Consider the following 23,110-nt stretch of genomic DNA (forward strand, 5'->3'; position numbering starts at 1 on the left):
CAACACGTATGCGTTTTATAATGATGCGCTAACCGTCGAAGCCAACAATAAATTGCGCTTAGCGGTCGAGCTACGGCAATGCGTGCAAAACGAAGAGCTTGAGCTTTTCTATCAGCCACAAGTGGATCTTGTGACCGGCAACATTATTGGTGTTGAGGCGCTGCTGCGTTGGCACCATCCTGAACGAGGCGTGCTCTCGCCGTTTCATTTTATTGATGTGGCTGAAGAGCGCTCGATTATTCACGATATCACCCAGTGGGTGGTGGAAACTGGGTGTCGTCAGTTAAAACAGTGGCAAGATTCGGGTCTGATGGTCTCGTTGGCGGTAAATATCTCACCACGCAATCTAGCGGATATTACCTTTACGCAGGTCGTGGCTGAAGCACTGGAAAAAACGGGCGCCGATCCGCGCTTTCTCGAGTTGGAGATCACCGAAAACACCCTAATTGAAAATCAAGCCAGTGCACTGAAAGTGTTGGAGCAGTTACGAGAAAAAGGGGTGGGTATTGCGATTGATGACTTTGGGACTGGGTATTCGTCGATGGCCTATTTAAAACGATACCCGATCTCTAAGTTGAAAATCGATCGACACTTTATCAAAGATATCCAAAGTGAAGCACCGGATGAAGAGGAAGTGGCGATCGTGTCTGCGATGATCGCAATGGCCGATAGTCTCGGCATGGGCGTAGTGGCAGAAGGGATTGAAACCACTCACCAACAAGCGATATTGCGTGAGCTGGGCTGTACCTTCGGACAAGGCTTTCTGTATAGCCGACCTGTGCCCGCAGACGAGATCGCCGAGCTATTCGGCATTGATGAGAGTCTATGAAAACCGATTAACTCCGCCCTCTCTGGTTAGCCCTCACACTTTTAGGGCTGAGCGCCAAGAATGATGTTATCACCTTGCTGTTTTTTTACCCTAGTAGAAAATGGCAAGGAGCACGATCATGATCCCCTTATTTTCTTGGCGGCGCATTGCGCTGGCTGTGGCGGTTGCTTGTTCAGCCTCGGTGTCTGCAGCGCCACATATCACAGTTTCAACGTCAACCACGCAAACGGATGGGCCGCTTACTGACCAGCATCCCACTGTGTTCTCATTGGGTAAAAACACTTACAAGGTCTCGGTCAGTGGGCTTGACGGTGAATGCGACGCGACCTCACCGAGCCGCGTCAAATTCAACACGCCAATTCCTTTATCGTGCCACGCGGAGAGCCACTTTGAGGTTAATATTCGCTTTGCCGGTGACTATGGTTTCTATTTCGATCCTAGCACCCACACACTGAGTATTAAGCGAGAACCTAAAAAAAACGCGACTGTGTTTAAACGGCCTTTGCCTGATGTGCAATGCCCAGTTTATCGCGGTGGCCCTGTCACCCTTACTGTTGGTGAGGCATTCGCCGATGGCACACTATTGAAAGAGGCGCTCAGCGGTCAGGTTGTACGTGTTCGCGACCATCAGGTGACGCTGACACCAGCATCAAATAGCGGTGGATTGATATTATTAGCGCCGACCGAGCGCGAACCTCAGGCATTTACCTACCGCAATGCCAATATCTACTTTGTGATGGTTGATCGCTTTCACAATGGCGATCCAAGCAATGATCACAGCTACGGTCGCCACGCCGATAATCAACAGAACATTGGTACCTTCCATGGTGGTGATTTACAGGGGGTACTCGAAAAGCTCGATTATATTCAATCACTGGGTACGGATGTGATTTGGCTGTCACCCATTGTCGAGCAGGTACACGGCTTTGTTGGGGGCGGCAGTAAAGGCGCGTTTCCTTTTTATGCTTATCACGGCTATTGGGCGCGAGACTTTACGCAAGTAGACCAAAACTTTGGCGATGATGCGGTGCTGAAAAAACTGGTAGAGGCCGCACATCAACGTGGCATGAAGGTCTTTCTTGATGCAGTGGTTAACCATCCTGGTTACGCCACCTTAGCTGACTTACAACAAGATGGCATTGAGGTGGTGAATGCGGACGCGTTACCAACGCAATGGCAAGATTGGCACCCCAAAAAAGGGCAAAGTTGGCATGATTTTCACCAAGCGGTGGATTATCAAAGCGCAAACTGGCAGCACTGGTGGGGTAAAGATTGGGTACGTGCGGGACTACCGGGCTACGATGCACCCGGATCGAGCGATCAAACCCTGACTTTGGCAGGGCTTCCTGACTTTAAAACTGAATCGACTCAGTCAGTGACGCCGCCTCAGTGGTTGCTCGATAACCCTGGCACACGTGTAAAAGCCCAAGATGGCTATACGGTTAGCGATTATTTACTTGAGTGGCAAACTCAGTGGGTTGAACGCTTTGGGATAGATGGGTTTCGCGTCGATACGGTTAAACATGTCGATGGTGAGATCTGGCGAGCGCTCAAACAGAAAGCCAGTGCCGCTTTGGCATCGTGGCGACAGAAGCATCAGCAGTCCGGCGCGCCTTTTTGGATGATGGGAGAAGTGTGGGGCCACAGCGCCTATCGCAGCCCGTATTTCGATCAAGGTTTTGATGCGCTCATCAACTTTGACCTGCAAAAACAGATGGACAAAGGTGCGTACTGTCTTAGCCAAATGGAAGACACTTATCATGCTTACGCCCAAACCATGCAAAACGAAGCGGATTTTATTCCAGTGAGCTATATGTCGTCACACGATACCGAGCTGTTCTTTAGCCGCTTCAAAGATATGGCGATGCAACGCGGCGCGGCTAATGCACTCTTGCTCACACCGGGGGCTATTCAAGTGTATTATGGCGATGAGGTTGGGCGAGACTTGGGTCCCTATGGAGACGACTTCCATCAGGGCACGCGATCTGACATGGTGTGGTCACGTACTCCAGAGCAACAGCGTTTGTTAGCCCATTGGCGTAAGGTGGCTCAGTTTAGACAGCAGCATCCCGCCGTAGGCGCAGGGGTACATCGGGCCATTGCCCAAAACAATGCTTATGTCTTTTCCCGACAGCTAGGCGATGACACCATTGTTGCCGCCTTTGTCGGTCGAACTACACGCGAACCGTAGAAATGAAAAAGCCCGCCACTCAGAGAGTGGCGGGCGAGAAGATTGGTCGGTCTGACTGGATTTGAACCAGCGACCCCTGACACCCCATGACAGTGCGCTACCAGGCTGCGCTACAGACCGACTAAGCGCTATATTACGAATCACCTTCACAGCTGTCAATTACTCAACGGCATTGTTTTCCTGTTTTTCAATCGTTTGGCTATTAATGCGCCACTTCGTGATTGAAATTAACGGTCATGCTCTTCTGGGTGATAGAAACGCTTCAATTCATGCATGACTTGCATCAATACAGACAGCTGCGGTTTACCTTCCGGCAAAGGGGTATAGTGCTTGTCATACACTTTATAGTTACCGAATTTGTCTACCACCGTGGTCTTTTGTGGCTGCACGACCACGATATCACGGCTATCTCCAGCAATAACCCATTTACGCGGGCGATTTTTCAGCTCGAACAAATTGGTCCCACTGCTGTAGTTTTCAGCGGGTGAGCTCACTGACAGCATGGACTCCATCAAGGTGGGGGCCACATCTAGGTGACTGCTGTAATGGGTAATTTGTTCTGGGGCTTGGTTTGGCCAATGCATGACCAAGGGCACTTGCAACTGATAACGGCTGTAATTGGTATTGGAACCCCATGTATTTAAACCTGTTTCGTTAAACTCCATACCATGGTTGGACGTAATCATAACCACTGTGTTTTCGAGCTGTCCCGATTGTTTCAAGTCTTCCAATAAAGCGCCAAGCTGATCATCGATATAGTGCGCGGCATTGTTGTAGCTGTTTTTCAATACCAGCGCCGTTTGGGTATCGACGCCGGCCATCGCGCTATCTAATGACGGCTGGAATGGTTGTGGATAGTCACCGCTTTGCTCGTAGTCACTCACGGTAGCGAGCTCCAGATAACCAAACCAAGGCGATGTATCACGCGCCGCAAGCCATTCTTGCATCTGAGAGACCGCTTCGGCATCGGCTTGCCAAGCGGGGAGCTCGGGCAGATCATCGCTTTGTAAGTCGGCGCTAAAGATACTTTGGTAATAAATTGGATTGGTAAAACCATCGCCACTGAATAGTCCAATCTGGTAGCGACGATTATTCAATGTATTCATGAGTACCGGACGCAGGCCTTCCGTGCGTGCACTTTGTGCATAGCTGCCAGGAAGACCATAGAAGAGCCCAAACAGCCCAGCCATGTCGTCATTGCTGCTGCTGAAGTGATTTTTAAACCACAGGTTCTCATTGGCAAACTGGTAAAGATGCGGCATGGTCACTGGGTTGAGCATGTCGGCGCGCAGCCCCTCGATCATTACCATCAATAGGTTTTTCTGATATTTACTCGCATCCGGTGCAAACGCGAGAGGCTCTAGGGGATAGCGAATGACTTCGCTATTTTCCTGACCCCGCTGTTCGCGGAGACGTTGGTATTCTTGCCTATCCAGCAAGCCATATTTTTCCATAAAGGTCTTCGCTGTCATTGGATAGGAGACAGGGAAGGTCGAGCGTTGCGCAGTCACGGGACTATAGATAAATGCGTCGGCCCAAATATGGATCAGATGGCTAGAAATAAAGCAGATTGCAAACACGGTCGCGACCGGGATCCCGATGCGCTTGCGCGTCAGTTTACGAAGTTTACGCCACACCCATTCTGACATGATTAATTGGAGAATAAAGATAGCTGGCACGGCAACAAAGAGGTATTGCCAGTGTGCATTCATGTCAGTTTTTTCGCCGCTTAACAACAGCTCCCACACCAAGGGGTTAAGATGGAGGTGGAGGGTTTCGTAGGCATAAATATCGAGCAGCAACACCATCATACCCGTGGTCGCCACCAGTACGGCAAACAAGCGCATTAAGCGCTGTGAGGGAATGATAAAACTCGCCGGGAAGATGATCAGTATGTACAACGCAAACACAAGAAAGCCAAAATGGCCGACCCAGTTAAAAATCAGGTACGTTTGTCCTAACAGTGTTTCGGGCCATCCTGACTGGCTGATATAGCGTGTGCCAAGCAACATAGCGGCAATGATGTTAAAAAAGCTAAACCAATGCCCCCAGCTAATCAGCTGAGATACTTTGTCACGATACGATGTTCCGCTATCAACCATACGTCTTTATTCTTCTCTTTTAAGATGCTGCTGCACGGTGCGTTATTGTTTGTCGATAGAAGACAACAACGCTTGGGCGAATTTCTCGGCAAAAGCCTGACGTTGCGCGGCAGGAATATTCTGATTCAGGATATTGGTGGCGACGTTACCGACCACCATGAGCGACAAATCTGTTGACGCATCGTGTTGTTCTAACACATTGACAACATCACTGATGATGCGTTCCACTTGTTTGTCGTCATACTTTGAAGTTACAGGCATAAATTCGTCTTGTCGTAATAAAACTAAAGCTGCGTATAATAACCCACACTTTAGTCTTACTGAAAATCTTTTCAATCATGAGCCTCACGCTTTCTAACGTAATATTGCATCAAATCGTTAAGCAAGATGATGATTCGCTTAACGTTCATCTTCGTGACGGACCGTTACCGCTCAACGATCAAACTGACAATCTGATGGCCGATGTACATCGGGTATATCACGCAAAAGCAGGCAAAGGGTTTGCTTTATTTGACACTGACAGTGAATTTCAGCAGTGGTTAAAGGAATATCGTGACCAAGCCCTCGACTTTCGCACTTTTTCTGAAAAAGCTGTCGAACGTTTGCGTAATGAACTTGCTAAGTACCCCTTTGCCGACAGCGGTACATTAATCATGGCGCATTATCGTGCGCTTGCGACCGATTATCTGTTTATTGGAGTGGTCGAATCTAAGCACAGTTTGCGGGTGACGGATGAGCTTGACGTCAATGCGACTGAGTACCTTGACGTGAGTAAGATGGATATTGCGGCGCGCATCGATCTCTCCACATGGGAGACTGACGCAGACTCCAACCGATATTTGTCCTTCATCAAAGGCCGAGTCGGACGCAAAATTGCTGACTTTTTCCTCGACTTCTTGCAAGCGCAAGTGGGCATGGACAGTAAACAGCAAAACCAAGTGTTGATGCAGGCCGTGGAAGATTACTGCGATGATGCGCGTTTGGAAAAAGAAGAAAAGAACGCGTATCGCAAGCAGGTCTTTGATTATTGTAATGATCAACTTAAATCAGGCGATGAAGTGGTAGTGAAAGAGCTTGCTCAAGAATTACCGCCAACACCTGACGGTGTCGATTTCTACCAGTATGCCAATCAACAAGGTTATGAGCTTGAAGAGCAATTTCCTGCCGATCGGACGACCATGCGTAAACTTACCAAATTTGTAGGGGCTGGTGGCGGCTTATCGGTAAACTTCGATGCCATGCTGTTAGGTGAACGCGTCTTTTATGATCCAGAGACCGATACCCTGACTATCAAAGGCACCCCGCCTAATCTGCGTGATCAACTGCAGCGACGATTAACCAGTCGCGACGACTAATCATCAAGACCAAAGTGATCGATGAGGCTAATTAGTAATGGGTGAATTTTCACCCATTTCTTTTTGGTCCGATCCCGTTTTCGTCGATTCACGCTGAATTGTTCCTTCTTCCTTGTTCACAGATTGACCTTGAGTGCCTAAAACGTAAATGAAACGTTATTTAAACGTCACTCAAATGTCATGAGTGACCTCACTGGCACAAGGAAAGAGGTTGAACAATGAAAAAGCTGACATTGTCTGCAATTGCACTATCGGTCACGTTAGCGAGTGCAGCTCACGCTGCTCCTGAAGTGATTAAGTTCTCCCACGTAGTGGCAGAAAACACGCCCAAAGGACAAATGGCGCTGCATTTCCGAGATCTTGTCGCTGAGCGTATTGGTGACAAATACGAAGTGGAAGTGTACCCAAACTCACAATTGTTTGGTGACGGCAAGGAGATGGAAGCGCTCCTACTTGGTGATGTCCAGTTTATTGCCCCTTCTTTATCTAAATTCTCCAAGTACACCAAAAAACTCCAAGTCTTCGATTTGCCATTTTTGTTTGAGGACATGGAAGCGGTTGACCGTTTTCAGCAATCAGATGCGGGGCAATCGTTGCTGCAGTCGGTCAAAGGTAAAGGCATGATCGGGCTGGGCTATTTGCATAACGGCCTCAAGCAATTGTCTGCCAGTGAGCCACTGCGGGTACCGAGTGATGCGTCTGGTAAAAAATTCCGTATCATGAGCTCGGATGTGTTGGCGGCACAATTTGATGCGGTAGACGCGGTGCCGCTTAAAAAGCCCTTCTCAGAAGTCTTTACCCTTCTACAAACCCGAGCCATTGATGGCCAAGAGAATACCTGGTCAAACATTTATTCGAAGAAGTTCTTTGAAGTTCAGCCTTATATCACAGCCTCAAATCATGGTGTGCTTGATTACATGGTTACCACCTCGGCGGAATTTTGGATGCAACTCCCAGATGCTGACCGTGAAGTGCTGAAAAAAGCGTTGGATGAGTCAGTGGCTTATGGCAATCAAATTGCGCAACAAAAAGCAGATGATGACCGCCAGAAGATCATTGACTCAGGACGCAGCCAAATTCTCACTTTGACCGATAAAGAGCGCGGTGAGTGGGTCGAAGCTATGCAGCCAGTGTGGCAGCAATTTGAGGATGAGATTGGTGCTGACTTGATTCAAGCGGCGGTACAAGCCAATCAATAATATCTAGCCGGGGATACCCCGGCTTTTGTTTTATCTCCGGTCTGACCGGGTTCATCCGTAGGGAGTGTAGGATGATCAAGTTCTTGCATCGATTCGAAGAAACCGTCATTGGGCTACTGCTGGTGGCGACGACCTTGTTGGTCTTTGTGGAGGTGGTGCTGCGTTTCTTCTTTAACGAAGGCTTACTTTGGGCACAAGAGGCCACCTTGTATTTATCGGCCTGGATGGTGCTGATTGGCGCGTCATGGGGGATCCGAGAAGGCGCGCATATTGGGGTAGATGCCTTGGTGAAAACCTTTTCACCGTCACTGCAAAAGACAATGACCTTAATTGCACTGGCGCTCGCCATGGTGTACTGCGTGCTGTTTTTCTATGGCAGTTGGGTTTACCTGAGCAAGATGAAGCTGATTGCGATTGAAATGGAAGATATTCCGATAGAAAAGTGGAAAGCCATGCTGTGCTTGCTGATCGGGTTCGCTTTGCTTGGACTGCGCATGATCACTGTGGCTATCGAAGTCATTCAAGGCAAGCGTCTGGGTTTTGGCTTTGCTGATGAAGCGAAGGAGAGCATGCATCTCGCTGAAGAAGGTGTTGAGGGTATGCCAACACGCCGCCCAGTGGAAGGCAAGGAGGAATCAAAATGACCATTGCGGTTTTGTTTGGGTTATTGTTTTTGTGCATGTTCATGGGCATGCCCATTGCCATTGCGCTGGGGTTATCGAGTGTCAGTACTATTTTGCTGTTCTCCAATGATTCCCTGGCCTCGATTTCTCTGAAACTTTTTGAAGCGACGACGCACCATTACACGCTGTTGGCGATTCCTTTTTTCATCCTCTCTTCTGCCTTTCTCTCAACTGGAGGAGTGGCGCGTCGGTTAATTAATTTTGCGGTTGATTGCGTTGGCCATGTACGTGGTGGATTAGCGATGGCATCTGTTATGGCGTGCATGCTGTTTGCAGCAGTCTCTGGTTCATCGCCTGCAACGGTTGCAGCCATTGGCTCGATTGTGATTGTTGGGATGGTAAGAGCAGGCTATCCAAAAGCGTTTGCCGCTGGGGTAATCGCCAATGCGGGCACCTTGGGGATATTGATCCCACCGTCAATTGTGATGCTGGTATATGCGGCGGCAACGGAAGTGTCTGCCTCGAAGATGTTTATGGCAGGCTTTATTCCGGGCTTAATGATGGGCGGGATCCTGATGGTCGCGATTTACATTGTCGCACGCATTAAAGGTTTACCCTCGCAACCTTTCCCAGGCGTTAGCGCAGTGCTTGGCTCAGGGGCGCGAGCGATGGGCGGACTCATGCTTATCATCATTGTGTTGGGCTCTATCTATGGTGGCATAGCCAGCCCGACTGAAGCGGCTTCAGTTGCGGCTGTGTACGCATGGTTGGTAAGTGTGTGGGGATACCGTGATATCGGACCGCTGAAAGACACCCCGTGGCGTGTTGAGGGCGAGTCATCAATTCGTGCTTGGGGGCGTAATATCGTCCAGCTGCCGTGGGTGATGATACGATCGGTAACCGATAAAGAAGTGGCCCATGTGGTAAAAGATGCCGCCAAGGTTAGCATTATGCTGCTCTTTATCATTGCCAATGCGATGTTGTTTGCTCATGTTCTGACCACTGAGCGTATTCCACATACCATTGCTGAAAGCATTGTGGCATGGGGGCTGCCTGCATGGGGCTTTTTAATCGTGGTCAATATTCTGCTATTGATTGCGGGAAACTTTATGGAACCGTCGGCGATTTTGTTGATTATGGCGCCGATTTTGTTCCCTATCGCCATGCAGTTGGGCATCGACCCCATTCATTTGGGGATCATTATGGTGGTCAATATGGAAATCGGGATGCTGACCCCACCGGTTGGGCTAAACCTATTTGTGACGGCGGGGATTACTGGTGAGTCCATTGGTTGGGCAATCAAGGCGGCGCTGCCTTGGCTAAGCTTGCTACTGGTGTTCTTAATGCTGATTACCTACATTCCGCAAATTTCGCTCTTTTTACCTGAGTACCTCGATTCATTGCGCTAGCGAGAGTTGAGTACTTGGTATGCAAACAAAGAAGGCGCCGATTCGGCGCCTTCTTTATCTTCAGATTGCCCGCGGCGAGCGTGCTTCGCCGCGTGACAAAAAAAGATTATGCTTTCTCTGCTGCAGGCGTCATGGTTTCCGCCGCAGTTTGTTTGTCATCTACTTTGTCAACAAACCATCCCATGTAGCTGGTTACGATGGTGACAGCGATACACACAAAGCTTAACCACATGAACGGGGCGTAAGACAGGGTTGCAACACCCAGAATGCTGGCCATGTAGATACCATTATCACTCCACGGCACCATGCCTGATGTCAGCGTGCCGCCGAACTCAGCATTTCGCGATAGGTTTTTGCGTTGATAACCTAAGCGGTCGTAGTTTTTGGCACAGATTTTTGGTGTCAGAATCAGTGATACATACATCGCTGAGCCAAAAATGTTCCCCATAAACGCCGTACCAATGGTTGAGGTGGCGAGGCTACCTGCGCTGTTAACGCGACGCTCAAACAGATTTGCGATGGTATGTAAAACGCCAACTTTTTCCAGCAATCCGCCGAAACCAAGACCAAACACGATCACCGCAACCGAGCCCAGCATCGATTCCATGCCGCCACGGTTTAAGATGGCATCAATAAAATCGACGCCCGAGGAGATGTGAAAAGGCGCCCACGCGGTGTTGATTGCCTGCACGGGAGTCATGTCTTGCAGCATCACAGCCCATACAATACCCAGTAACGAGCCAAAGCTAATCACAGGGAACGAGGGTAGACGCATCGCAAGCAATACCAATACCGCCAAAACTGGAATGAAAGAGAGCGGGGTGATGACAAATTGATCTTCCATGGCCAACATCACGGTCTCAACTTGGCCCATGTCCACGTTGCCCGCGTAGTGCCACCCTACAGCGGTAAAGAGGATACCGGTGATGATGTAGCTGATCAGTGCAATAGGCAGCATGCCTTTAATGTGCTCAACGATCTCAACGCCTGACATTGATGAGGCCAAAATCACCGAATCTGAGAGCGGCGACATTTTGTCACCAAAGTAACAACCAGAAAGCACGGCGCCTGCGGTCATGGGGGCAGGAATACCCAACCCTTGTCCAATGCCCATCATGGCGATGCCGGCTGTACCTGCCGAGCCCCAAGAGGTTCCGGTAGCCAATGCGGTGAGGGAACAAATCAACATGGTCGCAAGAAGGAAAATAGAAGGGTGAATTGCTTTTAGACCATAGAAGATAATGGTTGGAACGATACCGCCTGCAATCCATGTACCGACTAAGGCACCGACCGAAAGCAGAATAAGCACAGCGCCTAAACCATTTGAGATCCCTTTCGTGGCAGCAGCCTCAAGGTCTTTATATTGATGACCGAGTTTTAGGCCTAATACCATGATCACGAACCAGCCGATAAACAGGGCCAATTGGATCGGGAGATCGAGTTTTGCCGTAAATGAAAACGCTAGCGCGAGAAATATACCGAGCGAGAGAATCACTTGAAAGACTGATGGCAGTCTTGCTTGTTGTGTTGTCATAACCTTAACCTTCTTCACGTCGCACTCCTTGCAAAGCCGTGGGGCGAACGTATCGACATCATTATTGGAAGGTGGACCTAATGTGATAACGCGACTACTCCCTGCGCAATTTACCCCCTTTAACCAGGGCTAAACTCACATCACTCTCCGTGTGTCAGTATCCTATTCCGTTTGTGAGGCGACATACTCTAGCTAACACCACAAAGAGATGGGAAACATTTTTGCCAGTAATGTGAGTCTTCCGCGAATTAGGTTGCGATTACCGTATTCAGGTTAACCCTGGGGAAAGAGTTGGTTTTAAATTGATTAAAATACGGTTTTCATTTTGTTGCCGGCTGTATGTTTTTTCGTCGTGCATACGTTAAATGTCTTCATACACGTCTGTCTGGATTCCTTTGGTTTGATGAGGAATTGAACAGTTAACGACCTTGACCTGACTATCGTAAATCGACGTGTTAGTATCAAAAGCGTTTTTTCACTGACCGAACCGTGCTTATCTGGTTAAGCGTTTGGTTCAGTCACACAACATGGAGTGTGAAATTATGATGCGAGTAGGTTTAATTGGCTGGCGTGGCATGGTGGGATCTGTGCTGATGCAGCGTATGGGAGAAGAAAAAGACTTTGACCATATTGAGCCTGTCTTCTTCAGCACCTCACAAGTTGGCATCGCGGCCCCGAATTTCGGCAAAGATGCGGGCATGCTTAAAGATGCTTACGACATTGAGGCCCTCAAAACCCTAGATGCTATTATCACCTGCCAAGGCGGGGATTACACCAACGCGGTTTATCCTAAGTTGCGTCAAGCTGGCTGGAAAGGCTACTGGATTGATGCAGCCTCATCATTGCGAATGGCAGATGATAGTATCATCACCTTGGATCCGATTAACTTTAAACAGATTCAAGCGGGGATCCACGGCGGTACACGCACCTTTGTGGGCGGTAACTGCACCGTTAGCTTAATGCTAATGGGCCTAGGCGGTCTTTACCAATCAGGTTTAGTCGAGTGGATGACGGCACAAACCTATCAAGCCGCGTCTGGCTCTGGCGCCAAGCATATGCGCGAGCTGATCAGTCAAATGGGCGTGATTAACGATGCCGTTAACACCGATCTGGCAAGTCCCGCGACTTCGATTCTCGACATCGACCGTAAAGTCGCCCAGACCCTTCGCTCCGATGATTTCCCTGCCGATAACTTTGGCGTGCCACTAGCGGGCTCACTGATCCCTTGGATTGATGTGAAACGTGATAATGGTCAGAGCAAGGAAGAGTGGAAAGCGACTGTTGAAACCAACAAAATCTTAGGTCTACAAGACAATCCAATCCCTATCGATGGCACTTGCGTACGTATTGGTGCAATGCGTTGTCACAGCCAGGCCCTAACGGTGAAGCTTAAAAAAGCGGTACCAATGGATGAAATCGAAGAGATGATTGGTTCGCACAATGATTGGGTGAAAGTGGTACCTAATGAACGTGAAGTGACCATGACTGACTTGAGCCCAGCGAAGGTGACAGGCACGTTATCGATCCCAGTAGGCCGCCTACGTAAACTGGCAATGGGTGATGATTTCCTCAACGCCTTTACGGTGGGTGACCAACTGCTTTGGGGGGCGGCTGAGCCACTGCGTCGCTCGCTGCGCATTATCTTAGCGGAAACCGCGCAAGATTAATGATGACTATTTCGCCAAACCAAGCCGCCTATTTGGGCGGCTTTTTATTGCCCATCATTTAATGGTCGTCGCCGGTGAGCTTTAGCCATTGTGTAATGATGAACACGAACCACAAAAAAGGAGGCGATAATCGCCTCCTTTTGACTGGGTATGTGACGTTACGTCATTAAGCGGCGAAGTTTTTCGCGACAAATTCCCAGTTGATCAGTTTCCAGAACGCAGCCATGTAGTCTGGACGTACGTTACGGTAATCGATGTAGTAAGCGTGTTCCCAAACATCAACAGTCATCAGTGGCGTTTCACCGTCGTGAGTCACTGGTGTTTCAGCATTTGAGGTGTTCACGATTGCCACAGAACCGTCCGCTTTTTTGACCAGCCAAGTCCAGCCAGAGCCAAAGTTGTTCACTGCTGAGGTAGTGAACTGAGTTTTGAACTCTTCGAAAGAGCCAAACGCTTTGTTGATTGCGTCTGCTAGCTCACCAGTTGGCTCGCCACCGCCGTTCGGGCTTAGGCAATGCCAATAGAAGGTGTGGTTCCACACTTGAGCTGCGTTGTTGAAGACACCGCCTGAAGAGGTTTTGATGATGTCTTCAAGTGATTTACCTTCGAATTCAGTCCCTTCGATCAGACCATTCAGCTTAACCACGTAAGTGTTGTGGTGTTTGCCATAGTGATACTCGAGGGTTTCTTTTGAAATGTGTGGCTCTAGCGCGTCTTTCGCGTAAGGCAGTTCAGGTAGTTGGAATGACATTGCTTATATCTCCGTTTTTATATGGGGAGTGCTTCCTGTAGTCCGACACCGACAGTATCTAAAGAGGGAATGCTCTCAGCTGATACCACTGTAAAACATTACCTCATGGCGGTGTGGCTACTCTTTTTCGTTTTGCTCCGCCTAGTTTAGCAAGTTTTTACTTTATTAAAAGGATGGCGGCAAAATTTTTGTTGCTAATCCCACAATGGATTTAGGCATTTTTTTCCAATCGGTTAGCAAGTAGAATCAAGGGTAAGACTCAAAGACAGTGTTCGAGGAAGCAATGGAAACGATTGATAAGATTAAGCAGCAAATCGAAGAAAATGCGATTCTGCTGTATATGAAAGGCTCTCCTAAGCTGCCAAGTTGTGGTTTTTCATCACAAGCATCACAAGCGCTGATGGCATGTGGTGAAAAGTTTGCTTATGTAGACGTACTCCAAAACCCAGATATCCGCGCTGAACTACCCGTTTATGCCCAGTGGCCAACCTTTCCACAGCTTTGGGTTGAGGGTGAATTAGTCGGCGGTTGTGACATTATTTTGGAAATGTTCCAAAAGGGTGAGTTACAGCCACTCGTCAAAGAAGCGGCAGAGCGTCGTGACGCGAGCGAAAATGAGTGATTGAGAAGACACTCATTCGCTGAAGCATGCAAAAAGCCACGTTGATAAACGTGGCTTTTTTATCGCTGACAGAGGCCTTTGCGATTACAGCACCATCGCCGCTAACCAGCCAAAGGCAATCAGAGGTAGGTTATAGTGGATAAAGGTAGGAACCACTGTATCCCAAATATGTTCGTGCTGTCCGTCGGCATTGAGCCCTGATGTTGGACCTAACGTCGAGTCGGATGCCGGGGAGCCCGCATCACCAAGCGCGGCAGCCGTGCCGACCAATGCGATAGTCGCCATTGGTGAGAAACCAAACGCCAAAGACAATGGCACATAGATGGTTGCGATAATCGGAATGGTCGAGAACGATGAGCCAATGCCCATGGTCACCAACAAGCCAACGACCAACATCAGAAACGCGGCTAGCGGCTTGTTGTCGCCAATTGAGCCAGATAAGGAGCTGACGAGCGATTCAACCCCGCCGGTGGCCTTCATCACTGCCGCAAATCCCGCTGCCGTAATCATGATAAAGCCGATCATGGCCATCATATGGACCCCTTTGGTGAACACATCTTGGGTGTCTTTCCAGCGGATCACGCCGCCAAAGGTGAATACCATAAAGCCGGCTAATGAGCCCACAATCATTGAGCCCGCCATCAACTGAACGCTTAGAGCGGCGACAATTGCGACGCCAGCGACCCAAAGATTTCGTGACTCAACCTGATTGTTTTCAGGTTCGGCATCGAGAATTGCGCCTTCCTGATACTGCCGTGGCTTGCGATAGCTAATAAAAGTGGCGATCAGTAAGCCCACGACCATGCCAGCGGCGGGAAGCAACATTGCAGTTGGTACTTGAGCAGCAACCACATCGAGGCCATTTTCATTCAGGTTTTTGAGCAAAATGTTGTTCAAAAAGATGCCACCAAAGCCAACGGGTAATACCATATACGGCATAATTAAACCGAAGGTCAGCACACAAGCCACCAAGCGGCGATCGAGCTTTAAGCGTTGGAACACATGCAGTAACGGTGGGATCACAATAGGAATAAATGCAATGTGTACGGGGATCGCGTTCTGAGAAGAAATGGCGAGTAAGCCGAGTAAAATTAAGACAAGATACTTGAATGTGGTTGTCGCAGCGTCGGTTGGGCGTGCATTGAGTTTACGGATCACCGCATGGGCGAGCACATCTGTTATCCCTGAGCGGCTAATCGCCACGGCAAATGTGCCAAGCATGGCATAACTTAGAGCAATAGTGGCGCCGCCACCTAGTCCACCTTCAAAGGCGCTGATGGTGTCTGACAAGCTCAAGCCGCCAACCAATCCACCTAAGACGGCGCTAAATGTCAACGCAACCACGACATTGACGCGCATTAGCGCCAGTGCCAGCATGACACAGACCGAAATAACTACCGGGTTCATGAAAACTTTCCTGTTATGGGCATTGTGACTGCAGCTATGCTGCGGGGTCTATCTATGGTTTTGTAATTAAGCCACCCAGTTTGCGCAAAAATTTGTCTGTGTCGAGGGGGAATCGACTTTTTTTGTTATTTTATTTCATCAAAAAAAGTGAAGGTCGCTAAAGCGCTAAAAAATTGGCTTGCCAGTTTACTTGATTGTCTACCTATGCGGCAGGTTGATTGATGCAGCAGAAAAGGTTTTTATTATTTCGACATGAACAAAAAAACGGCCAACATAAAGCTGGCCGTTTGATACGAGTATTTACTGATTGAGGTTAGAACAAGTAGTTCAACTGCAACCCGTAGATATACGCGTCACCACCGGCTGAGAAAGCAAAGCCATCTTCGCTCCCGTCTACTTGGTCACCATCCAAGTATGCAAAACCTGCATCGATAGAGAGATTATCGTTTGCGGTGTACGTCGTGCCCAGGCTCCACCAGTGGCGATCAGAATCTGGGATACTCAGTGTGCGATCCTCTGCACTGACAGGGCTCTCATCATAAGCATAACCCGCACGGAACGCCCAATGTTTATCCATGGTATAGGTAGCACCCAGCGCATAGCGCCAGCTATTATCCCAGTTTTCATCTTTCTGTAAGCACTGCCCAGCGGTACCATCATTACAGTTGGACGCGGAGCTGGTTGCTTTTAGTTCTTGGAAGCTATCCCAGCCGATATACATGGCACTGTAATGAAGGGCAATCTGTTGATTTAACTGATGGAAGCCTGAAAACTCAATGATCTCGGGAAGGTTGAGTTCAAGCTCCCCTGATACGGATTGCCCAGGCTTGCCTACAGAAGCGGTAGCTAGCCCTTCATAGTTGCCCTCAAGGGTAATATCAGACTGTGAACGATAAGAAAGTCCGAAACGATTATCTTCGTTAACTTCCCATAAAGCGCCGAGGTTCCAGCCAAACCCCCAGCCATCACCTTTAAGATGCGCGATGCGATCCGTTGGTGACGTAATTCCAGGTATCATACCGGCAGCAGCACCGGCAAACCGATTTAATTCTGCATCCGCATAAATTGCACTGATACCAGCACCAACACTCCATTGATCGTTGAGTTTATAAGCGATATTAGGGTTAAAGTTCATCGTGACGAGTGCTGTATCCCCTGCACCGACGCCAGCCGCGAAATCTTTCGGGTATTCAGTAGATAGGCCAAAATTAGAGAAAGCGGAAAAGCCAACCGCAAGTTTATCATCGATAGGGTGAATCAAATGAAAGCTAGGCACATACTCAGTCGGTGCAATGTCTTGTGCTTCAGTAGAGAGGCCAGAAGCTTCCAACATTGCTTTTGATATAGCGCCATTGCCGGCGCTTTGAACATCCGCATGGACATCAGGAGCGATAATGCTTAAGCCACCCGAAAACGCGGTGGTATTGAAGCGGGTTAGGGCGGCAGCATTTCGTGCGCCGACTGCTGCATTATCCGCAATCGCGGCTTCACCTGCAAAGGCTCGCCCCAAACCGGATACCGAGGTTTCTGACACTTGGAAGCCGGCACTATGAGCTTGCACGGCTAGCAAAGATAAACTGGTTGCCACTAGCGATTTTTTAAATAGTGATGACATAGCGCGCCTCACTCCTTGATTAATTTAGCTTCTTGTCCTTTGGGGCCGCCCCCTTCCGCGCCCATGTTCTCTGAGCTACAAAAGTGGTCGGATGTTATTCACGACTAATAGTGGCACCGATTTGCTATTTGTTAAAGGGAGGTTTCAAAAGGGAAAACTAAGTGATATGCGATAACTGTTAGCATGCGTTTGTATTGGACGTTTTAAGTAAAAACTCTACTCAGTGATTTAGTGAAATCTTTATTGATTTTACGCCTTTTTTCTCGCTGTGCTTTGTTGCGCATGCTTTGTGTGCCTGTTTAAGTTCTCTCTGTGGAAGTGTTTAGGTAAGGTGATAATTAGATCGCAAAAATGTGACGCCAAACATATTGTTAACAAACTGAGTAGGGCGTATTTAAGGCTTAAGAGCGCAGAGTCGAGGGAAGGTGTCTGAGTGAAAAAAGCGACCCGATTGGGTCGCGTCATGCATGGATTAATAATCTTATGTCTCCGATGTGGTCGATGCGTCGCTGTTCTCGGGCGTGATGGCAAGTGGCCAGCCGCCTAGGCGTTTCCAGCGATTAACTATCTCACAGAAGAGCTCTGCGGTGCGCTCAGTATCATAAAGGGCGCTATGTGCTTCTTTATTATCGAATGCTATCTCAGCGGCTTGGCAGGCTTTTGCTAATACCGTTTGCCCGAGCGCAAGCCCACTGAGAGCTGCCGTATCAAATGTCGCAAAAGGATGGAAAGGGTTGCGCTTTAATTGCGCGCGTTCAGCGGCGGCCATGACGAAGCTGTGATCAAAGTTTGCATTGTGGGCGACCATGATCGCGCGCTGGCACTCTGCCGCCTTTTGCTCTTTGCGGATCAGCTTAAAAATTTCGCGCAGTGCTTCCCCTTCATCAACCGCGCCACGCAGTGGGCTAAATGGATCACGAATACCGGTAAATTCGAGCGCCGCAGGCTCAAGGTTTGCGCCTTCAAATGGCGTGACATGAAAGTGAATAGTTTTATCTTTGGTCAGCCAGCCTTGTTCATCCATTTTTAGGGTGACGGCGCAGATTTCTAACAAAGCATCGGTTTTTGCGTTAAATCCTGCGGTTTCTACGTCCACAACAACAGGAAAATAGCCGCGGAAACGGGCTTTAAGACTATTTGGATCGAGATCTTGGCTCATGCAGTCGTCACTTTACTGGGAAGAATAAAAGCGTGATTATCGCAAATCGCGGCGTTAAGCTAAAGTCGGCGTGACTCACGTCGATATCTTAAGTTACACACTGCGCTAAAGCGTAAAGAGAGTATGATGCGAAAATCGGTTTTTAGGACAATGAGTCGCCCGTCGGTGCTCGGGATAGTGTTTGCAGTCAGCGGCCTATGGTTGGCGTCACCGGTGTGGGCGAACAAGCTTTACGTCGCGCCATTAGGGGCGTCTAATTGGACGGTCACGATAGATACGCCGATTGAGTGTCGCTTGGAGCACACCATCCCTCGCTATGGGCAAGCATCATTTACCTCTCGCGCCAGTAAAGAGATGAATTTAGACTTTGAGCTGGATATGCAACGTCCGATGGGAAAAACCGCAGATGTTTCTTTGCTCTCTATGCCCGCAGACTGGATGCCTGGTGAGCCGGCGAAATATATGGATCAACTGAAGTTCTTCAAGCAATTTGATGGTTATGTTGGCGGACAAACGGCGTGGGCGATGCTCAGTGAATTAGAAGATGGGCGCTTCCCTACCTTTAGCTTTCGAGATTGGCAACGACAACAGCAGCGTGTTGATATTGCGCTGTCTGCAGTGGCGTTTGGTGCGCCATATCATGAGTTTAGCCGTTGCTTAAATAGCCTACTGCCGTATGCGTTTGAAGATATTTCATTTACGGTGCTGCGGTATCAGGAAAACAGTGATGAACTGACGAAAGCGAGTATGCACCGCCTGACACAGATTGCAGAGTTTGTTCGTTACAGTGACGATATCGATCTTATCCTTGTGGCAACGTATTCGGACTCTCGTGGGACACGTGCCGCTAACCAGCAAATGTCTGAACGGCGAGCCAAAAAGCTACGCGACTATTTTACGTCTCTTGGACTTCCTGAAGATAGGATTACGGTGGAAGCCTATGGGGAGCGACGTCCAATTGCGGATAATGAAGACCCGATTGGGCGAAGTAAGAACCGACGCGTGGTGATCTCTTTGGGACGGACCTTGCTGTAGCCCTGATTGAATGTCAAAAAGCCCAGCATGACTGCTGGGCTTTCGATTCTCACCACGGTCTAAGTCGTGGTAATTAACCGCGTGAGTTAGCCGTTTAGGCCGGCAGACGCGCTTTTGTTCTGGATCAGCTCGAGCTTGTAACCGTCTGGGTCAGTCACAAAGGCAATTTCAGTACTGCCACCTTTTACTGGGCCTGGCTCACGGGTAATGTTTCCACCAGCCTGACGGATTTGCTCACAGGTCGCGTAGATGTCGTCGACACCAATAGCGATATGACCAAATGCGTTGCCATGATCATAGTCGCTCTCGCCCCAGTTATAAGTGAGCTCAATCACCGCCCCTTCAGATTCATCACTGTAGCCGACAAAAGCCAAGCTATATTTGTATTGCTCATTTTCATTGGTGCGCAGTAGGCGCATTCCCATCACCTCAGTGTAGAACTTGATGGCACGATCAAGGTCTCCTACACGGATCATGGTATGTAAAATTCTGCCGTTCGACATGACGTTGCTCCTTTTTTCGTTTACCAGTCACTAACCTGTAGCGGTTAGCTTTCGGGGTAGACTTTCTCTTTGTATTCACACAGATCTTCAATGATGCAACTCCCGCAGCGCGGCTTGCGCGCTAGGCAGGTGTAGCGTCCATGCAGAATAAGCCAATGATGAATATCAACTTTGAATTCTTTTGGCACCACCTTGAGCAGCTTTTCTTCTACGTCGTTCACATTTTTGCCCACAGCAAACTTGGTGCGATTGGAGACGCGGAAAATATGYGTATCGACCGCAAWAGTGGGCCAACCGAATGCCGTATTGAGCACCACGTTGGCCGTTTTACGACCGACACCGGGTAGGGCTTCCAAGGCTTCTCTGTTTTCAGGCACTTCGCCTTGGTGCTTTTCGACCAAGATACGGCAGGTTTTAATCACGTTTTCTGCTTTTGAGTTAAACAGTCCGATGGTCTTGATGTACTGTTTAACGCCTTCAACGCCTAAATCCAATAACCCCTGTGGTGTATTGGCTACCGGGTAGAGCTTTGCCGTGGCTTTATTCACGCTCACGTCTGTTGCTTGTGCTGAGAGTAACACTGCAATAAGCAACTCAAAAGGGGTTGACCAGTTCAACTCCGTTTGAGGATTAGGGTTATTGTCTCTCAGTCGTTCTAGTATCTCTTGACGCTTTTGTTTGTTCATCGTGCTACTCAGTTACTGATTCCCTGTGATCCGCGCGCGCTCGATAACAGGTTTTTGGTCTTTTTCTGTTTTGCTGGCCAAGTGCTTATCAATAATATTTTTCAGCGCAATGAGAAACCCGACCGCAAGGAAAGCGCCGGGGGGCAAAATGGCGAGCAAAAAGCTGGTGTCAAATTGAAAAATCTCAATCCTGAGCTCAGCGGCCCAGTCCCCGAGCAATAGGTCAGCACCATCAAATAAGGTGCCATTGCCCAAGATTTCGCGGATGGCGCCAAGAATCACGAGAGCGGCGGTCATTCCTGTTCCCATCCAAAAGCCATCACTGATTGATAGTCCTACAGGATTTTTAGAGGCGAAGGCCTCTGCACGACCAATAATGATGCAGTTGGTGACGATTAACGGGATAAAAATCCCAAGCGATTGATAAAGGTCAAAAGCATAGGCATTCATCACCAACTGAACACAGGTTACCAAAGAGGCAATAACCATCACGAAAATCGGGATGCGGACTTCTTTGGGCACCCAATCACGAATGACAGACACAATAAGGTTTGAGCCGACGAGGACCGCGAGGGTGGCCACTCCCAAACCGAGAGCATTAGTAACGGTTGCTGATACCGCCAACAGCGGGCATAGACCTAACAGTTGCACGAAGGCCGGGTTGTTGCTCCACAAGCCGTTTTTCATCAACTCTTTATGGGCGGCGTTCATCATTGACCTCCACAATTAATCGGCTGATTGATCAGTACATCTTGATTTTGGCTGACATACCAAGCAGCCTTTTTCACCGCTTTAACCACGGCTCGAGGCGTGATTGTCGCACCGGTAAATTGGTCGAATTGTCCTCCATCTTTGCGCACAGCCCAACGATTATCGTTCTCTGCCGTCACTTTTTTACCCGCAAAGCTTTGCACCCAATCTGAAACACGAATATCGACTTTATCACCCAGCCCGGGTGTTTCGTTGTGGGCAAGAACACGCACACCCAGTACATTATGACTGGTGGCGTCCATCCCAATGAGCACGCTAATCGCGCCATTGTAACCATCGGGAGCAATGGCTTGGATGGCCACTGCGGTGACTGTGTCATTTTGGGTGGCTACGTAAAAAGGCTGTGCTTCGTCGGTGCCTAGTGCATCGGCATTTTGAATCAAACGACAGGTCTTGTGTAAGGCGTTGTCGTGCATTGACTCAGGGATCACTTGGTTCAGAGCCTTCGCCAATTGTCTTTGTTGTTGCTCTTGAATCGTGTCTTCGGTGAGCGTATGCGTAATAGCAACTAACGCGGTGGAGAGCAGTGCCGCTATCGCAAGGATCCCACCGTGTTTGCGAATGGTTTCAATCATGATTGTGACTTCTTCTCTGCACGTTTATGGGTGTGGCCATAGGTACGTGGCTTGGTGTAATAATCAATCAAAGGGACGCACAAATTGGCAATAATCACGGCGAAAGCGACACCGTCTGGGTAACCGCCCCAAGTACGAATTAAGAAAACCAATACCCCAATAATACCGCCAAACCACAAACGCCCTTTATCGGTGGTGGAGGCAGAAACAGGATCCGTGGCGATAAAAAACGCCCCGAGCATGGTTGCACCCGATAAGAGGTGAACGAGCGGAGAGGCTAACTGGTCGGGCGCAATCAAATGGCCGAGTAACGCGCTGGCCAGCAAGGCGGATAGCATAGCAACTGGAATATGCCAGTTGATGATACCGCGTTGAATCAGCACCAATCCGCCCAACAAATATAGGGCATTTACCCATGCCCAACCTTCGCCAGCAATGGCACTGAAAATAGGCTGTTGAAGCGCTTCGCTGACCGTTTTACCCCCAGCGAGTGCTGTTTTAATCGTATCGAGTGGCGTGGCCATAGTGATGCCATCAGCGGTCATGCGTAATTGGTTAACGCTAAAGCCGTCTAAGGTGAAACCACTGAAAATTGCAGATAACGCATCGCCTAAGGTGAGTGGATAGGCGGCGAGACTCTCTGGCGGAAGCCAAGTGGTCATTTGAACAGGAAATGAGATCAAAAGTACCACATAGCCAACCATGGCAGGGTTGAATAGATTCTGCCCCAAGCCGCCATAAATATGCTTCGCTACAACAATTGAAAACAGCGTACCAATCACGATGACCCACCAAGGCGCGAGCGATGGAATGGCCACAGCGAGCAGAAATGCGGTGAGTAGCGCACTATTATCACGCAAATAAGCAAGCGGGGAGCGTTGACGAAGTCGCATAACGACCGCTTCAGCTGCCCATGCTGTCGAGATGGCAAGTGCCAACTGAATGATGACTCCCCAACCAAAGAAGTACCACTGGGCCGCCAAACCAGGTAGCGCACACAGAAGGACTGTAAGCATGATTTGTCTGGTTGAGCGCTTGTTGTGGGCGTGCGGAGAGCTAGCAATAAAAAACGCCACG

Annotated in this window: 21 protein-coding genes and 1 tRNA gene; 9 read left to right on the forward strand and 13 right to left on the reverse strand. The window is 49.0% G+C overall.

Features of this window, described 5'->3' with window-relative positions; all coding sequences use genetic code 11:
• Window positions 1-829 (forward strand): EAL domain-containing protein (locus BZJ17_RS05385; protein ID WP_131826798.1); only part of this gene is annotated, 829 nt, incomplete at its 5' end.
• 118 nt (window positions 830-947) lie between these two features.
• Window positions 948-3,020, forward strand: coding sequence for an alpha-amylase (locus BZJ17_RS05390; RefSeq protein ID WP_108743784.1), 2,073 nt, complete (start codon window positions 948-950; stop codon window positions 3,018-3,020).
• A 43-nt stretch (window positions 3,021-3,063) separates the two neighbouring features.
• Here the strand turns inward: BZJ17_RS05390 and BZJ17_RS05395 are convergent.
• The 3 genes from BZJ17_RS05395 to BZJ17_RS05405 form a co-directional block, all read right to left on the reverse strand.
• Window positions 3,064-3,140: transfer RNA gene (locus tag BZJ17_RS05395), tRNA-Pro, on the reverse strand.
• A 107-nt stretch (window positions 3,141-3,247) separates the two neighbouring features.
• Entirely contained in the window at window positions 3,248-5,122 is a 1,875-nt protein-coding gene (locus tag BZJ17_RS05400; RefSeq protein WP_077640043.1) for a DUF3413 domain-containing protein, read from the reverse strand.
• A gap of 42 nt (window positions 5,123-5,164) precedes the next feature.
• Window positions 5,165-5,383, reverse strand: a complete 219-nt coding sequence (locus BZJ17_RS05405; protein ID WP_069590037.1) for a YejL family protein — start codon at window positions 5,381-5,383, stop codon at window positions 5,165-5,167.
• 77 nt (window positions 5,384-5,460) lie between these two features.
• Between BZJ17_RS05405 and yejK the strand changes: the two genes are divergently transcribed.
• The 4 genes from yejK to BZJ17_RS05425 all read left to right on the forward strand — a co-directional run bounded on the left by yejK (window position 5,461) and on the right by BZJ17_RS05425 (window position 9,708).
• The gene (yejK, locus tag BZJ17_RS05410; RefSeq protein WP_069590039.1) at window positions 5,461-6,477 is read left to right on the forward strand and encodes a nucleoid-associated protein YejK; all 1,017 of its coding nucleotides are present in this window, start codon (window positions 5,461-5,463) and stop codon (window positions 6,475-6,477) included.
• A gap of 218 nt (window positions 6,478-6,695) precedes the next feature.
• Window positions 6,696-7,676 (forward strand): TRAP transporter substrate-binding protein, encoded by a 981-nt coding sequence (locus BZJ17_RS05415; protein ID WP_077640044.1) that lies wholly within the window; start codon window positions 6,696-6,698, stop codon window positions 7,674-7,676.
• A 71-nt stretch (window positions 7,677-7,747) separates the two neighbouring features.
• Window positions 7,748-8,320, forward strand: coding sequence for a TRAP transporter small permease (locus BZJ17_RS05420; RefSeq protein ID WP_077640045.1), 573 nt, complete (start codon window positions 7,748-7,750; stop codon window positions 8,318-8,320).
• Window positions 8,317-9,708, forward strand: a complete 1,392-nt coding sequence (locus tag BZJ17_RS05425) for a TRAP transporter large permease subunit (protein WP_077455733.1) — start codon at window positions 8,317-8,319, stop codon at window positions 9,706-9,708. Before BZJ17_RS05420 ends, BZJ17_RS05425 begins: the two co-directional genes overlap by 4 nt.
• 106 nt (window positions 9,709-9,814) lie before the next feature.
• Here BZJ17_RS05425 and nhaC read toward each other — a convergent pair whose 3' ends face one another.
• The gene (nhaC, locus tag BZJ17_RS05430; protein WP_069590047.1) at window positions 9,815-11,242 is read right to left on the reverse strand and encodes a Na+/H+ antiporter NhaC; all 1,428 of its coding nucleotides are present in this window, start codon (window positions 11,240-11,242) and stop codon (window positions 9,815-9,817) included.
• 545 nt (window positions 11,243-11,787) lie between these two features.
• Between nhaC and asd the strand changes: the two genes are divergently transcribed.
• Window positions 11,788-12,909 (forward strand): aspartate-semialdehyde dehydrogenase, encoded by a 1,122-nt coding sequence (gene asd / locus BZJ17_RS05435; RefSeq protein ID WP_077640092.1) that lies wholly within the window; start codon window positions 11,788-11,790, stop codon window positions 12,907-12,909.
• A 166-nt stretch (window positions 12,910-13,075) separates the two neighbouring features.
• Here asd and sodB read toward each other — a convergent pair whose 3' ends face one another.
• Window positions 13,076-13,660 carry a superoxide dismutase [Fe] gene (sodB, locus tag BZJ17_RS05440; protein ID WP_069590049.1) on the reverse strand — a complete coding sequence of 195 codons (585 nt, stop codon included), beginning with the start codon at window positions 13,658-13,660 and terminating at the stop codon, window positions 13,076-13,078.
• Window positions 13,661-13,943: 283 nt separating this feature from the next.
• Here sodB and BZJ17_RS05445 point away from each other — a divergent pair, with 283 nt between their 5' ends.
• On the forward strand, window positions 13,944-14,282 hold the full coding sequence (locus BZJ17_RS05445) for a Grx4 family monothiol glutaredoxin (RefSeq protein ID WP_069590051.1): 339 nt from the start codon (window positions 13,944-13,946) through the stop codon (window positions 14,280-14,282).
• Window positions 14,283-14,366: 84 nt separating this feature from the next.
• On the opposite strand, the gene BZJ17_RS05450 is transcribed toward BZJ17_RS05445, so the two are convergent.
• From BZJ17_RS05450 to rnt, 3 genes are all read right to left on the reverse strand, one after another.
• Window positions 14,367-15,689, reverse strand: coding sequence for a Na+/H+ antiporter family protein (locus tag BZJ17_RS05450; protein ID WP_069590053.1), 1,323 nt, complete (start codon window positions 15,687-15,689; stop codon window positions 14,367-14,369).
• A gap of 313 nt (window positions 15,690-16,002) precedes the next feature.
• Window positions 16,003-17,304, reverse strand: a complete 1,302-nt coding sequence (locus BZJ17_RS05455; protein ID WP_077640046.1) for a porin — start codon at window positions 17,302-17,304, stop codon at window positions 16,003-16,005.
• A gap of 481 nt (window positions 17,305-17,785) precedes the next feature.
• The gene (gene rnt / locus BZJ17_RS05460; protein ID WP_069590057.1) at window positions 17,786-18,463 is read right to left on the reverse strand and encodes a ribonuclease T; all 678 of its coding nucleotides are present in this window, start codon (window positions 18,461-18,463) and stop codon (window positions 17,786-17,788) included.
• 150 nt (window positions 18,464-18,613) lie between these two features.
• On the opposite strand from rnt, the gene BZJ17_RS05465 reads away from it, so the two are divergent.
• Window positions 18,614-19,498, forward strand: a complete 885-nt coding sequence (locus BZJ17_RS05465; RefSeq protein ID WP_077640047.1) for an OmpA family protein — start codon at window positions 18,614-18,616, stop codon at window positions 19,496-19,498.
• An 86-nt stretch (window positions 19,499-19,584) separates the two neighbouring features.
• On the opposite strand, the gene gloA is transcribed toward BZJ17_RS05465, so the two are convergent.
• Genes gloA through rsxD form a run of 5 tightly spaced genes read right to left on the reverse strand, consistent with a single transcriptional unit; the run spans window position 19,585 to window position 23,109 of the window.
• Window positions 19,585-20,001 carry a lactoylglutathione lyase gene (gene gloA, locus BZJ17_RS05470; RefSeq protein WP_069590061.1) on the reverse strand — a complete coding sequence of 139 codons (417 nt, stop codon included), beginning with the start codon at window positions 19,999-20,001 and terminating at the stop codon, window positions 19,585-19,587.
• A gap of 44 nt (window positions 20,002-20,045) precedes the next feature.
• Window positions 20,046-20,687 carry an endonuclease III gene (gene nth / locus BZJ17_RS05475; protein WP_077640048.1) on the reverse strand — a complete coding sequence of 214 codons (642 nt, stop codon included), beginning with the start codon at window positions 20,685-20,687 and terminating at the stop codon, window positions 20,046-20,048.
• Window positions 20,688-20,699: 12 nt separating this feature from the next.
• Entirely contained in the window at window positions 20,700-21,401 is a 702-nt protein-coding gene (locus BZJ17_RS05480; RefSeq protein ID WP_198534098.1) for an electron transport complex subunit E, read from the reverse strand.
• Window positions 21,398-22,033, reverse strand: a complete 636-nt coding sequence (gene rsxG / locus BZJ17_RS05485; RefSeq protein ID WP_069590067.1) for an electron transport complex subunit RsxG — start codon at window positions 22,031-22,033, stop codon at window positions 21,398-21,400. Before rsxG ends, BZJ17_RS05480 begins: the two co-directional genes overlap by 4 nt.
• Window positions 22,030-23,109, reverse strand: coding sequence for an electron transport complex subunit RsxD (rsxD, locus tag BZJ17_RS05490; protein ID WP_077640050.1), 1,080 nt, complete (start codon window positions 23,107-23,109; stop codon window positions 22,030-22,032). The genes rsxG and rsxD overlap by 4 nt, the downstream gene beginning before the upstream one ends.
• Between the last annotated feature and the right edge of the window lies 1 nt (window position 23,110).

This window comes from Salinivibrio sp. IB574, assembly GCF_001996205.1.
Lineage (GTDB): Bacteria > Pseudomonadota > Gammaproteobacteria > Enterobacterales > Vibrionaceae > Salinivibrio > Salinivibrio proteolyticus.